Below are 14,446 nucleotides of genomic sequence, written 5' to 3' on the forward strand. Positions count from 1 at the left end.
AGAAGTTGCGCACTTGGCTACAGGCCACGCCCTGTAAGGTCTCTGGAGGTTTTATGGGGCTTTTATTATGAAGTACTGCGCAACTTCTTGCGCACAGTGGCAAAGTGCTACTTTTTTGGTTCGCAAGGAATCAGAGTCGACCAAGAACATATCACCGACAGGTCAATTCACCGGCGGAAGAAATGCTTCCTTTAAAATTTTTATCAATACTCTTAAATTCTGACCAAGAGAGTTTGAAAAACACTACAGAGACAGCTTGGAGAGTGTCTAGAAACTCGGGGCCATCCCATAGCACCGAAAGTCTATTTCTACCGAGGAGCCCTATTCAGTGGTTCGAGAAACTATTCGCATTACGATCAAACGCGGACTTTCAGCTATTGCCGCAATGCTCAGTTTGGTTTCTGGGATGTTTTGGCATATTTCTGCCAAGCAACAGATGGACGCACTTGATGCATCGGCTGAGGCTGCCCGAAAACTAACTGAACTTTCTATCCAATTTAACGTTTGGGCAGCATACCTGGCTGTAATTACCGGTGTGTGTTTAGCCTGTGCTCTCTACTTCGAGGACTAGCCTCACCATCTACAGCTAGCACGATCGTAGGGGCAGCAGACCAGTAACCCAAATTTTTCACGTGTTACCCATGTTGGTTAGCACAGTGAAAAAGTGGTTAACAATAGGGAGAGCGATGGCGCACTGTCAGTGGTTTGCGGCCCTCCAAGCCAAGTACTCCACCAATTTCTTGCTTCGGGGCCAGACGTATTGGCGACATGGCGACTTCACGATCGACGGCCCCGCAACAGGACGAAATCCATTTATCCAGAGGTAATGCGTCGTGTGCTTAGGCGACATCCCCAAAAAAACCGCCAACTCAGGGCCCAAGATGTACTTACGCCTAAACCTTTCAATAGCGGCAGGCTTAATCATGAGAACTGTGCTCCGCCCCCTGCGAACCGATGTACTTCCTAAAATTCCTAGCCGAACCATCGCATAGGCAGACTCCTCTTTAACACCTAAAAGCGCCGCCGCTTTACCGACTGTGATCCCTGGAGAGTCTGATGGTTTCTGGAGTGCACACTGCATCCAATCAGTTAAATCTTGAGGTCTCAAAAGCCAATATCCTATCGCCGCTTTGCTTTCGTCCACATCCCTAAAAGCTCTGAGTTCTCCAGATTTGATCGCCTCGACCATCTCAACAAAACCTCCCCCCGCAGGCAGGTGGTGCTTAGCCAGATAATTGACCGTTACAAAAAAATTACCGGGAAGAGCCTGCGCAGGCTCTGGCCCCAAGTGATTGAGCGAGTCAACATCTATTAGCCATTTTTCGCCGGTCTTGGGCTTGCCACCATAAAATTTCAGAATGCCCCCTAAGATCAGTTGCCGCACACGTTCAACATTAATGTGCAACAGCTTGGCTGCTTTCCTCAGGTTCACTGCTTTCTCCATAAGTAGCGCGAGCTCACGGACCTGCTCGATATCAACCACTTTGGATCTACGGCCGCAGGGATGCACTATTTCCCTAGAGTCAACTTCGCCGTGGTCATGCAATCTCTGTACAAAGGATTTAAGCAAGCCAGTTACACGAGCCGCCTCATCGATAAAGACCCAACGATGTTCGGTAATCGTCCTTTCGCTCAGATAACGGTTTCTCTTCGCTAGTGGCGCTTCCCATTCCCGCTGAATATAAGACTCGAACTCCGCACGAACGAACGCATAGCAAGGCGCTTTGAGATCATGATGGATGTCCCTGTAAATCGGTCCAAATGCAGAGGCTAGTTTCCAGTCCGCTCCTGTGGGTCTGGTCGATCTGAGATCGCTCAGTAAGTCAGTGAATGCACGAGGCCAGTTCATGAGTATTTCACCGGCCGCTTGAGCCAATTCACGCGATACTTCGAGCGATCCCGAATCGGCCAACTTCAATGGCTTCGAGCTTTCTGTTCGAACGATCCTTGCAGAGAGCCGCACCGATAAGGCATGGAGTTCCTCATAGCTCAGTGCACCCATATCACTGAGTACGGAGTTATGCTCCTGCCTAAGCCTTGTCTCCATAGCATCTGTCATCCAAGTGCAAGCTGCCTCCCCAGCGGTAGCTGAAGTCATTCCTGAGGAGAGGAAATAGCCACAGGTTTTACAGCTGTTTGCCAGCATAGCGTCGCGGTTTATTTTTGTGGAACACCCCGGGCATCTATCCTCCAGGTGGACTCCGTGACTGGAACAGCTCGTGACCAGGGTCAGATCCCATGACTCTCTCCAATAAGAGTGTTCAGCCAAACAATATGAGCAAAAACGCTTGCACTGTAACGACCAAGTCTTAAGCGCCTGCGTCGTCGGTCGTCTAAGCAAGAAAGATACAGCCGGCCAGCTCGCCGGCAGCGTCATAGTGCCAAACCAGATGGCTACGTCATCATCACTGGCTTCCTGAAAAGCCTTGATCAGTTCGTTCCCCACTAAACCATTGGCTCCTGCCAATCGCTGCAAATAACCTAATAAGCTCTCATCTCGATGAGGATGAATGTTGATTAAAAGACCGAACATTTCTGTACCGTTAGCAATTAACTATCGAGTGTGGAGTTGAAGTTATAGGACCGGAGTTGTGGCCCCGGCCCTCTCCATCAGGACGCGATTAAGTCGAAGTTTTCAAAAGGCTCACGATTACCAATCAGTGGCTTGAAATTGAAGCTCTCACTAAACGGATTGCGCTCGGTAGTGGCTTGGCTCCAGACCTCATCCCTGAAAGCTTCAGAGAGCACCTCGAGATTGATACCCTCAAGGTTTCGATGCTCAACGAGCCATACCGCCCTATCCAAGATCTTGATCAGGTAGTCGATCAACCCATACGAAGCAAGATGGAAACGCTGTATGAGCTGAGATTGCGAGAAGCTGATTGTCCTAACCGGTAACAATCCCGCGATCGATTCAAGCAACGATGCAAAATGTGTCGAAGCTCTATCGCCATAGTAGAATCGGTTGTAGTCAACTATTGCGGAGAACCTACGACGCAGTTGCTCGTTCGCCCACAAGAGCCCCTCCGTGCGCTTCAACCCCACCAGTACAAATGTGATGCTGGTCTCGTTCATCATGCTTTTGATCCAGTCCGCAGCCTCATGCGCATCATTGCGGCGGTAATCCACCAGGTGCTGGGCTTCGTCGAGTACCACCACCTCAACACCAAGTCCGTTCATGAGTAGGATGATTCGCTCGAATTTGACCTCTGCAGAATGACCACGGGAATCTGCGTAGGGGTCGTTCAACGCTCTAAGCATCGCAGTGGCCAAATTTTTTTTGGTTGGCGATGAGGGGATTTCAACAACAAGTACAATTCGTTTCTGTGTGGATACATCTGCAGCTTTCAGTTGTTGAACATACTCCCTGATCATCGTGCTCTTACCCACGCCACTCGGACCTTGAATGACCAACCCCTTACTCGACCCCGTGCGTTTAGTATCACCATGTACCTCGGCCAGGCGCGTCAAAGCTCGCATAGCCTGCGGGGTATCAATAAAGAAATGGCGCAAAGAAAAGGGTAGGGTGCCTTCTTCCGCGGTACTCATGGTCTGCCTCCTGCAGAGGGTGGACGGTAAGAAACCTTGAGGGGCGCTACAGTTGGCAAGGCTTGGCTGTCGACCCAATCCACCTCGGCAACCACTACTGAAGAGCTGTTCGCGTCAACCTTGCGTCCTTCCCTGTCCAGTTTTGCACGCGCGGCTTCACGTCGGCGGCGCAACTTCTGAGAAGTTTTAGCTTTATCAATTTCTTCCCGAATTTCACGATAAGTCCGGTGCAGTTCGTCAAAACTAGGCGCTTCCCCGCCAGCCTCCCTCAACGCTTTTTGCGCAGCTTTCCATAGCTCTCGGCTTTTACCGATCATTCGCTTGTCCTTGACTGGCACCTGCAGGAAGACGTTTCTGAAACGATCATGCACCCAGACATGTCCAGCTTCGTCTCTATAGCGCACACTGACTTTTTCACCCGGCTGCAAGCGCATTCGCAACTGAGCGAGTTCACTGGAGTGATAGCCGATGGTTTCTACCTCGATCCCATAGTGATGGACCTTAACGGCGCAGCGTCGAGCGAGAATGCACTCCAGTGCATCTAGGTCTACCGGCAATCGGATCAAATGCTGCTGCTCATCTTTAAGCCAGACCTGAGCGGGTGTCTGTTTGTTAAGTCCACGATGTGGAGTCTGGTGGTAACCATCCACAATCCATTTCACGACGGCGGCCTCCAACTGCACAAGAGTGAAACAGGCGTGTTTTTCTGAATCGTAATCTCCACGTTGCGGAACGTTGGAGAATGTCGTGCCTGGGAGGTTGTGAATCAGTCCCAAATTATGGGTGCTGAAAAACCTTTCAGCTGTTCCTTTTTCCTCAGGGGCTCTGGAAGCGGGATACAGTATCTCGATCCCCAAATCGTTAAAGCCAATGACTATGTCCCCCGCGTGAAACTCTGCAGCATTATCCGGTGTGATTCGAGTGGGCATGCCATGAGCCCGCCACTCGTGCTTCACATTTGGGAAACGCGATAAAAGATCTGCTTTGGGGCGAATTGCACGCTCAATTACCCGAAGAACGGTTTCAGTATTTGGTGGTGCGAGATGAAGTAGGTACCCCATGACCATACGAGAAAACTTATCTATTACAACTGTCATGTAAGGACGCCCAATTACCAAACCGGTTTCTTCGTCTACAAGCAACACGTCAAGAAGGGTATGGTCAATTTCCCAACGCTCAAGAATATGATTGGCCCGGAGAACTCCGGTAGCCTCTCGATGTTTTTTTTTCGCTGCATGCTTACCTAGCTGAGCCTCGTCAACCAAGTAGGGATCAAGGTTGGCAATATACCTTCGGACAGTCATTCCACTTGGCATCGCCAGTTGGCTGGAAGGCAATCGACCAAGATTTGACTCCTTGATCCTCAGATCTAACTCACCAATAACTTTCGAGACACTGACAGCCGTCTCATTCAGGTACAACTCATCGATGACCTCATCAAGTATATCTTTCAGCTCGCCAGAGATCGATGCGGTACGTCCTTTATTAGAGTGCTTTGGAAGCAAACTCAATACGTCTTTTCCGATATATTTCGAAGCCCACCTTCTAATAGTACATATCGACGGAGCACATGAGTCCCCGATTTTTTTTGCTATTTCTTTCAATTTATCAAGCATGATTTCATCACTCGGAAGTTTCGATTTTCCCTCTTCTCTCACGCCCTCAAGATAAGCCCTACGACGCAATGCCTCTTGGCTATGACGGGCCGGAAAGCATGATAAATCAGGGGCTGCGTTTCGAACGTGCGGGATTTCTCCAATGAACGGTTGGTCTGTGCAAACTTCAATTTCCCGCTTTTCGTACCCACTATAAAACTCAGCCTCAGTTAATTTAGTAGGCTCCCCCAATTCATCGAAAAATAGCAATCGACGATCTACCAATCTTCGTTCGAGCTTCATTTTAACGCCGCGTACTAAGACAACTAATTTTGCCCTAAGCGAAAATATCTGCATGGCGGCGCCCACCGTTAATGAAGATTTTCGAGACATCGGAGATAGGCTCTTCGAGATCTACACCTACAACTCCTAATCCCAAAAAAAGCCAAGCATCCGCCTTACCAAAAATAGCAATAAGCTCACTAAAAGTTTCAGGCGTCTGCATTTTAAGCCGCTGGTGGATTTCTTTCATACGCAAAGCCGTGAGCATAGGCCCACGGCGGTGATACATCAGTGTTTGTAAGTTATTCGACAAAGGCTGACTGTGAATAAGCAGGTCGGTAATGATTGAAAAATTGCGGTCGCTAGCAAAAAAGTGCTGCTTAACTGCTTCCAGTTTTAGCTTGACGCTGGATATCAACAAGCTCTTATGATGCTTGACCTCGAACCACCACTCCCGCCCATCCATAAGGTACACACGTACGTCGGGATAGTATTTTTTGGTTGAGCCACTGATAGAAACCAACTCGAGGCTTGGCTGCACGAAATAACTGCGCACGAGGGGAGAAATCTCCAGAAGCCTGACAAAACCGCTTTCCAGTTGTGATTCACACTGAACAGGGCCTCCATTCTTCACGGAAGGAAAAGAGATCCTTATATGATTCGAACTCCTGGTAATGACCTTGCGCACTGACATTGAACACCTCCACAAATCTTTGAGACGAGCACCTGCGCTGCATCCGATAACACAGACGCAGAGCGGGCTCCGGAGGGGCTTTCGACAGGCAACACTTCCCCGTCGAGGGCCCTCGCTGAAGTCGATTTTTTGGGAGAGGATTGACAAGCGCCAAAAAAAGGCAGAAATTGCGCGGGTTCGTGTACGCAAGATGTACCTGGTTGTAGGCGCTGTCAGAGCCTCTAATTCTGCAGTATCTACATTTCTCGATGCCTCCTTGAGATCGTCGGAGAAAGCAGCAATGCCTTAAATCCTATTGTCCAGATAGGTCCTAAAAGCAGTTGCTGTTACCGGTGGCCGTTAGGAACTTGCTTCAACAAGTTAACGTAACCGGCTGATTTTCTTGGGACGCTCTTACGGCGTAAGAGCGTGCCAGATTTTACTCCTACCATTCGTCTTTCTCCACGAAAATTTTCAATATCCCCTTGACGAACTGATGCGTTATTGCTACGCGTTGTGCGTCCATTTCAATACTCGCGGTATCACTCGCTCAGACGCGCTCATCTCGCCACAGCCAATCAGCTCCAAACACGCCTATATCTAGGCGGTCGTCCGCTTCCGCCCCCATAGGTTTCGTCGCCAGTGACTGGGAGAGGAGGATAGAGATCGAATTTTCGAGGAAATAAAAAAGGCCAATTCAATGAATTGGCCTTTTTACATTTTGGTCCTTCGATCATCTATTTGTGAAAATGATCAACTATTGTGTGAACCTACACGGGATCAGAAATCCAGGTTGGAAACCGCCAGAGCGTTGCTCTCGATGAAGTCACGGCGAGGTTCGACCGCATCACCCATCAGGGTGTTGAAGATCTGGTCTGCGCCAATGGCGTCTTCGATGGTGACTTTCAGCATGCGGCGCACGCTTGGGTCCATGGTGGTTTCCCACAGCTGATCCGGGTTCATTTCGCCCAGACCTTTGTATCGCTGAATGGTGTGGCGCTTGGTGCTTTCGGCCATCAGCCAGTCGAGGGCTTCCTTGAACTCGGTGACCGCTTTCTTGCGCTCGCCACGCTGGATGTACGCGCCTTCGTCGAGCAGGGTACTCAGTTGAGCGCCGAGGGTGACGACAGTCTTGTAGTCGTTGCTGCCGAAGAAGTCGCGGTTGAAGGTGACGTAGTTCGACAGGCCGTGGGAGATCAGTTCGACCTCTGGCAGCCACACGCCACGTTCGCGGTCTTCACGCAGGCTGGCCTTGTAGACCAGGCCGGACTTCTCGACGGTGCGCAGACGGACTTCGTACTGGGCCAGCCAGTCTTGCATCTTGGCATGGTCGCCGAGCATTTCCAGGCTCACGGCCGGCAGGTAGATGAAGTGCTCGGTCAGCTCCTGCGGGTACAGGCGCGAAAGACGCTTGAGGGTCTTCATCACCATACGGAAGTCGTTCACCAGACGTTCCAGCGCTTCGCCGGAAATACCCGGCGCGTCTTCGTTCAGGTGCAGGCTCGCATCTTCCAGGGCCGACTGCGTCATGTACTCTTCCATGGCGTCGTCGTCTTTGATGTATTGCTCTTGCTTGCCTTTCTTGACCTTGTACAGCGGCGGCTGGGCGATGTAGATGTAGCCGCGCTCGATCAGCTCAGGCAACTGACGGAAGAAGAAGGTCAGCAGCAGGGTACGGATGTGCGAACCGTCGACGTCAGCATCGGTCATGATGATGATGTTGTGATAGCGCAGCTTGTCGATGTTGTACTCTTCGCGACCGATACCGCAGCCCAGTGCGGTGATCAGGGTGCCCACTTCCTGGGACGAGATCATCTTGTCGAAACGTGCTTTCTCGACGTTGAGGATCTTGCCCTTCAGCGGCAGGATGGCCTGGGTCTTGCGGTTACGTCCCTGCTTGGCAGAGCCGCCCGCGGAGTCACCTTCCACGAGGTACAGTTCGGACAGCGCAGGATCTTTTTCCTGGCAGTCAGCGAGCTTGCCCGGCAGGCCGGCGATGTCCAGCGCGCCTTTGCGGCGGGTCATCTCACGAGCCTTGCGCGCCGCTTCACGGGCACGGGCGGCGTCGATCATCTTGCCGACAACCAGTTTGGCTTCGTTCGGGTTTTCCAGCAGGAAGTCGGAGAAGTACTTGCCCATTTCCTGTTCGACCGCGGTCTTCACTTCGGAAGACACCAGCTTGTCTTTGGTCTGGGAGCTGAACTTCGGATCCGGCACCTTCACCGAGATGATCGCGGTCAGGCCTTCACGGGCATCGTCACCGGTGGTGGCGACTTTGTGCTTCTTCGCCAGACCTTCCTGCTCGATGTAGTTGTTCAGGTTACGCGTCAGTGCGGAACGGAAGCCCACCAGGTGGGTGCCGCCGTCGCGCTGTGGAATGTTGTTGGTGAAGCACAACAGGTTCTCGTTGAAACTGTCGTTCCACTGCAGGGCGATTTCCACGCCGATGCCGTCTTCACGCTGGATGTTGAAGTGGAACACCTGGTTGACCGCAGTCTTGTTGGTGTTCAGGTATTCAACGAACGCACGCAGGCCGCCTTCGTACTTGAACAGCTCTTCCTTGCCGCTGCGCTCATCCTTGAGGACGATGCCGACACCGGAGTTGAGGAAAGACAGTTCACGAATACGCTTGGCCAGGATGTCCCAGCTGAAGTGAATGTTCTTGAAGGTTTCGCTGGAAGCCTTGAAGTGGATCTGGGTGCCGGTGGTTTCGCTGTCGCCAACGATCGCCATCGGTGCCTGAGGTACGCCGTGGACGTAGGTCTGTTCCCAGATCTTGCCGCTGCGGCGAACGGTCAGGACCAGTTCTTCGGACAGTGCGTTCACTACCGAAACACCTACACCGTGCAGACCGCCGGATACTTTGTAGGAGTTGTCGTCGAACTTACCGCCGGCGTGGAGGACGGTCATGATGACCTCGGCGGCGGAAACGCCTTCCTCTTTGTGCACGTCTACCGGGATGCCACGGCCGTTGTCTTTAACGGTGATGGACTCATCCGGGTGGATGATGATGCTGATGTCGTCGCAATGGCCGGCGAGGGCTTCGTCGATCGAGTTGTCGACCACCTCGAACACCATGTGGTGCAGACCGCTACCATCGTCGGTGTCACCAATGTACATACCGGGACGTTTGCGCACGGCATCCAGGCCTTTCAGCACTTTAATGCTCGATGAGTCGTACGTATTTTCTTCGCTCAATGCCTTCACTCCCGATGGTCGTGGGTCTGGGTGATACGGCCCTGTTCCACGTGGAACAGAGCGACTGGCGTTTCCGTCTGCCAGCCTTCCCTCAATAATTCGTGATCTACACAGGTGATAAAGACCTGGCAGCGTAAGTCTTCCAGCAAGCGGCACAGCGCGCGACGATGGCTTTCGTCCAGTTCGGACGGCAAGTCATCCACCAGATAAATACACTGGCCGCGTCGGGCCTGGCTCACCAGATGCCCTTGGGCAATGCGCAAGGCACAGACCACCAACTTCTGCTGACCCCGGGACAAGATGTCCGCGGCGTTGTGTGCGCCCAATCTAAGACGCAAGTCAGCCCGTTGCGGTCCGGCCTGGGTATGACCCATTTGCTGGTCCCGCTGCAGGGATCCGGCAAGTACGGCACTCAATTCCCGGTCTTTGTCCCAGCCTCGGTAATAGCTGAGCGTCAAACCTTCGAGCTCAACCAGTTCGCTCAAGGTTTGTTCAAAGACTGGTTTCAAGGCTTTGATGTAAGCGCGGCGGTATTCATCGATTTCAGCGCTGGCCTGGCACAGTTCCCTGTCCCAAACTGCTTGCGAAACGGCGTCAAGTGTACCATGCCGCAGCCAGGAGTTTCTCTGGCGCAAGGCCTTCTGCAAACGCTGCCAGGTGGCCATGAACCGTGGTTCGACGTGGAACACGCCCCAGTCGAGGAACTGCCGACGAATCTTCGGCGCACCTTCCAACAGACGAAAGCTGTCGGGGTTGATCAACTGCAGCGGCAGGATCTCCGCCAGTTGTGCGGCACTGCGGGCGTTCTGGCCATCGATGCGAATCTGGAACTCGCCCTGGCGATCACGGGATATCCCCAGTGCACTGTGGCCACCTTCGGCAAGCTCGACCTGACCGAACACGGTACAGGCAAGTTGCTCATACTGGATGACCGGCAACAGCCGCGTGCTACGAAACGAACGGGCAAGCCCCAGCAGATGAATGGCTTCCAGAACACTGGTTTTGCCGCTGCCGTTGGCGCCGTAAAGAATGTTGATTCGGGGGGAGGGGGAGAAGGTCACCGGGTGCAGATTGCGCACCGCGGTGACCGAGACGCGACTTAGCGACATCTAGAGTCAGCTGATTACAGACGCATCGGCATGACAACGTAAGCCGAATCGTCATTGTCGGACTCTTGCACCAGCGCACTGCTGTTGGAGTCGGACAGGATCAGGCGAACCTGCTCGGTGGTCATCACGCCCAGCACGTCGAGCAGATAGCTGACGTTGAAGCCGATCTCCAGGGAGCCGCCGTTGTATTCCACGCCTACTTCTTCTTCCGCTTCTTCCTGCTCCGGGTTGTTCGCCTGGATCTTCAGCTGACCGCTGGCCAGTTGCAGACGGATGCCGCGGTACTTCTCGTTGGACAGAATCGCGGTACGGCTGAACGCTTCGCGCAGCGCCTGGCGATCGCCCAGCACCAGCTTGTCGCCACCTTTCGGCAGAACGCGCTCGTAGTCCGGGAACTTGCCGTCGACCAGTTTCGAGGTGAAGGTGAATTCGCCGGTGGTCGCGCGGATGTGGTGCTGACCCAGGACGATGCTGACGTTGCCGTCCGGCTCGGTGAGCAGGCGCGCCAGTTCGAGAATACCTTTGCGCGGCACGATCACTTGATGGCGATCCTGCTGACCGATGTCGGCCTGCATCGAGCACATTGCCAGACGGTGACCATCAGTGGCCACGGCGCGGATCACGCCGGTCGACACTTCCAGCAACATGCCGTTGAGGTAGTAGCGCACATCCTGTTGGGCCATGGCGAAACTGGTGCGTTCGATCAGGCGACGCAGCTTGCTTTGATCCAGGCTGGTAGTCAGCGAACCCGGGCCTTCTTCCACAGTCGGGAAGTCGTTGGCCGGCAGGGTCGACAGGGTGAAGCGGCTACGGCCGGCTTTCACCACCAGCTTCTGCTCGTCGACCTTGATGTCGATCAGCGCATCGTTCGGCAGGCTTTTGCAGATATCCATCAGCTTGCGCGCAGGCACAGTGATGGAACCTGTTTCAGCCGGTTCTTCGAGTTGCACGCGACCGACCAGCTCGACTTCCAGGTCGGTACCGGTCAGCGACAGTTGCTGGCCATCGACGACCAGCAGCACGTTGGACAATACCGGCAAGGTCTGTCGGCGCTCGACGACGCCTGCGACCAGTTGCAGGGGTTTCAACAGGGCTTCGCGTTGAATGGTGAAATGCATGGTCTAGTCCCTTGCCTTAATAAGCTGCGCTGGTGTTCATCAAGTGGTCAGTGTACGCAGCAGGTTCTTGTAGTCCTCGCGGATGTCCGCGTCGGATTCCTTAAGTTCATTGATCTTGCGGCAGGCGTGCAACACCGTTGTGTGGTCACGACCGCCAAACACATCGCCGATTTCCGGCAAGCTGTGGTTGGTCAGTTCCTTGGACAGTGCCATGGCGACCTGACGCGGGCGAGCGACCGAGCGCGAACGACGCTTGGACAGCAAGTCGGAGATCTTGATCTTGTAGTACTCGGCGACGGTGCGCTGAATGTTATCCACAGAGACCAGTTTGTCCTGCAACGCCAACAGGTCTTTCAGGGATTCGCGAATCAACTCGATGGTGATGTCGCGCCCCATGAAGTGCGAGTGGGCGATCACGCGTTTCAATGCGCCTTCCAGCTCACGGACGTTGGAGCGAATACGCTGGGCGATGAAGAACGCCGCATCGTGAGGCAACTCGACTTTGGCCTGGTCGGCCTTCTTCATCAAGATGGCTACGCGGGTTTCCAGCTCCGGCGGCTCGACGGCAACGGTCAGGCCCCAGCCGAAGCGGGATTTGAGGCGCTCTTCAAGGCCTTCAATTTCTTTCGGGTAGCGGTCACTGGTGAGAATGACCTGCTGGCCACCTTCAAGCAGGGCGTTGAAGGTGTGGAAAAACTCTTCCTGGGAACGTTCCTTGCGGGCAAAGAACTGGATGTCGTCGATCAACAGGGCGTCCACCGAACGGTAGAAACGCTTGAACTCGTTGATCGCATTCAGTTGCAACGCCTTGACCATATCGGCCACGAAACGCTCGGAATGCAGGTACACGACCTTGGCATTCGGGTTCTTCTTTAACAGGTGGTTACCCACCGCATGCATCAAGTGCGTTTTACCCAGACCCACACCGCCATAAAGGAAGAGCGGGTTGTAGCCGTGCTTCGGGTTATCCGCCACTTGCCAGGCCGCCGCACGGGCGAGCTGGTTGGATTTACCTTCGACGAAGTTCTCGAAGGTGAAGGTGCGGTTCAGGTAACTGGTGTGCTTGAGCGCGCCTTCGACCTGCACCGTGCGCTGTTCGGCGCGCACCGGAGCTTGCTGGGATGCAGCGCCCGCCATCGGGTCGAAGCTGTCGCGGGACGGCTCCTCGCTGACTTCCTCGGTTTTTTGCGTCGCACGCTTGGCCGGGGTTGGAGCTGGCGCGGGTGCCGGAGCACTGACGGGCGCGGAATTGGCTTGAGCCAGGGACGCAGCGGCGGCGGCCAGCGGCGCGTTCGGCGCAGCACGCGGCGCCGAACTGCGCTTGCTGCCTATTAATAAGGAGAGCGACGGCGCCAGGCCGTTGCCATGCTCATCCAGCAGTTCAAGGACGCGGCCCAGGTACTTTTCGTTGACCCAGTCCAGAACAAAACGGTTCGGTGCGTAGACACGCAACTCGTCGCCTTCGGCTTCGACCTGTAATGGACGGATCCAGGTGTTGAATTGTTGGGCTGGCAGCTCTTCGCGCAAAAGCTCCACGCACTGCTGCCAAAGTTCCACTGACACGGAAATCCCCTAATTTGAAAGCCGGTGAGGCAAAAACAAGCGGCCATTGTAGCGGCCAGGCGTCCACTTATCCACATGCAGGTTGTCCGGTGAGCATGATTTATCAATGCCTTAACCCGAGAAAAAGCGACCAACGGCGTGTGAATAAGCTCTGTGGATAACCCCGTCTGAGCACACTGGACAACTGGGGGTCGAACCCGGTGGATAACCAGCTTGTGGATAAACCCCGTTTCCGCCCACAGGTTATCCGATAGCGCAGCACAGGCTGAACACCGTTTTCCACCGTAGTTGTCATTCTCTGTACAGTGCTGAAAACAAGGCCTCGAGTCAGTTATCCACAGATGAGTCAGGGCCTAGCTTTTATAAGCTTTACAGAAAAGCTTTAAATACTTCGCTTCTTTATTTTTATATCTGGCTGAACGGAATTCACGGGCTGACGGCTCTGGCGATCTATTTATAAGGAAACGTTGGTTGGAAATTGACCTATTGGCTTGCTTTCTCTAGAATCCCCGGTCTCTTAAAACGGGGGCCATTCCGGCCCGTTGTGGACGAACCAGGTAACACGACATGAAACGTACTTTCCAACCAAGCACTATCAAACGCGCTCGTACCCACGGTTTCCGTGCTCGCATGGCTACCAAGAACGGTCGTGCCGTACTGTCGCGTCGTCGCGCCAAAGGCCGCGCACGTCTGGCAGTTTGATAATCCGGCACTGGAGGTGAGTCAGGACTTCAGTCGGGAAAAGCGTCTGCTTACTCCCCGGCATTTCAAGGCAGTCTTTGACTCCCCTACCGGCAAGGTTCCGGGGAAAAATCTCCTGCTCCTTGCGCGCAACAACGATCTCGATCACCCCCGTCTCGGGCTGGTCATCGGGAAAAAGAGCGTAAAGCTCTCCGTCGAGCGCAATCGCCTCAAACGTCTGATGCGCGAATCGTTTCGCCTGCACCAGGATTCACTGGTCGGCTGGGACATCGTTATCGTCGCGCGCAAAGGTTTGGGTGACGTAGAAAACCCCGAATTGATTCAGCATTTCGGCAAACTCTGGAAGCGTCTGGCACGCAACAAGCCGGTACCAGCAGTCAAAACCGAAACTGTAGGGGTAGACAGTCCAGATGCGTAAACTGGCACTCGTTCCGATCCAGTTTTATCGCTACGCCATTAGTCCCTTGATGGCCAGTCACTGTCGTTTCTACCCCAGTTGTTCTTGCTACGCGTATGAAGCCATCGAAAATCATGGCCTTCTGCGCGGTGGCTGGCTGACCTTTCGTCGTTTAGGTCGCTGTCATCCGTGGAATCCCGGTGGTTATGACCCGGTTCCACCTATCCCTACCTCCCGTTCTTCTTCGATGGCCGAGTAAT

Annotated in this window: 11 protein-coding genes; 3 read left to right on the forward strand and 8 right to left on the reverse strand. The window is 53.8% G+C overall.

All coding sequences use genetic code 11. The annotated features are described in order from the left end of the window. Positions 1 to 697: 697 nt before the first annotated feature. The 8 genes from ACW9HX_RS24495 to dnaA all read right to left on the reverse strand — a co-directional run bounded on the left by ACW9HX_RS24495 (position 698) and on the right by dnaA (position 13,087). A complete protein-coding gene (locus tag ACW9HX_RS24495; protein WP_457382565.1) occupies positions 698 to 2,533 on the reverse strand; it encodes a hypothetical protein in 1,836 nt (611 codons plus the stop codon). A 77-nt stretch (positions 2,534 to 2,610) separates the two neighbouring features. After that, positions 2,611 to 3,549, reverse strand: coding sequence for a TniB family NTP-binding protein (locus ACW9HX_RS24500; RefSeq protein WP_457382566.1), 939 nt, complete (start codon positions 3,547 to 3,549; stop codon positions 2,611 to 2,613). Then, positions 3,546 to 5,537, reverse strand: coding sequence for an integrase (locus tag ACW9HX_RS24505; RefSeq protein WP_457382567.1), 1,992 nt, complete (start codon positions 5,535 to 5,537; stop codon positions 3,546 to 3,548). Before ACW9HX_RS24505 ends, ACW9HX_RS24500 begins: the two co-directional genes overlap by 4 nt. Further along, a complete protein-coding gene (locus ACW9HX_RS24510) occupies positions 5,482 to 6,120 on the reverse strand; it encodes a TnsA endonuclease N-terminal domain-containing protein (RefSeq protein ID WP_457382568.1) in 639 nt (212 codons plus the stop codon). Before ACW9HX_RS24510 ends, ACW9HX_RS24505 begins: the two co-directional genes overlap by 56 nt. 759 nt (positions 6,121 to 6,879) lie before the next feature. Further along, positions 6,880 to 9,297 carry a DNA topoisomerase (ATP-hydrolyzing) subunit B gene (gene gyrB, locus ACW9HX_RS24515; RefSeq protein ID WP_011331734.1) on the reverse strand — a complete coding sequence of 806 codons (2,418 nt, stop codon included), beginning with the start codon at positions 9,295 to 9,297 and terminating at the stop codon, positions 6,880 to 6,882. A 5-nt stretch (positions 9,298 to 9,302) separates the two neighbouring features. Next, entirely contained in the window at positions 9,303 to 10,406 is a 1,104-nt protein-coding gene (gene recF / locus ACW9HX_RS24520; protein WP_007911886.1) for a DNA replication/repair protein RecF, read from the reverse strand. Positions 10,407 to 10,420: 14 nt separating this feature from the next. Next, complete coding sequence (dnaN, locus tag ACW9HX_RS24525) at positions 10,421 to 11,524, reverse strand: DNA polymerase III subunit beta (protein WP_085733897.1); 1,104 nt, start codon at positions 11,522 to 11,524, stop codon at positions 10,421 to 10,423. 39 nt (positions 11,525 to 11,563) lie between these two features. Further along, a complete protein-coding gene (dnaA, locus tag ACW9HX_RS24530) occupies positions 11,564 to 13,087 on the reverse strand; it encodes a chromosomal replication initiator protein DnaA (RefSeq protein ID WP_457382569.1) in 1,524 nt (507 codons plus the stop codon). Positions 13,088 to 13,654: 567 nt separating this feature from the next. Between dnaA and rpmH the strand changes: the two genes are divergently transcribed. From rpmH to yidD, 3 genes are read left to right on the forward strand one after another with little or no spacing between them, the layout of a single operon-like run. Then, complete coding sequence (rpmH, locus tag ACW9HX_RS24535; protein WP_003213577.1) at positions 13,655 to 13,789, forward strand: 50S ribosomal protein L34; 135 nt, start codon at positions 13,655 to 13,657, stop codon at positions 13,787 to 13,789. Between the two features lie 16 nt (positions 13,790 to 13,805). Then, a complete protein-coding gene (gene rnpA, locus ACW9HX_RS24540; protein WP_011336726.1) occupies positions 13,806 to 14,207 on the forward strand; it encodes a ribonuclease P protein component in 402 nt (133 codons plus the stop codon). After that, complete coding sequence (gene yidD, locus ACW9HX_RS24545) at positions 14,200 to 14,445, forward strand: membrane protein insertion efficiency factor YidD (protein ID WP_010465488.1); 246 nt, start codon at positions 14,200 to 14,202, stop codon at positions 14,443 to 14,445. The genes rnpA and yidD overlap by 8 nt, the downstream gene beginning before the upstream one ends. Position 14,446: the final 1 nt, after the last annotated feature.

It is taken from the genome of Pseudomonas sp. SDO52101_S400 (assembly GCF_054071635.1).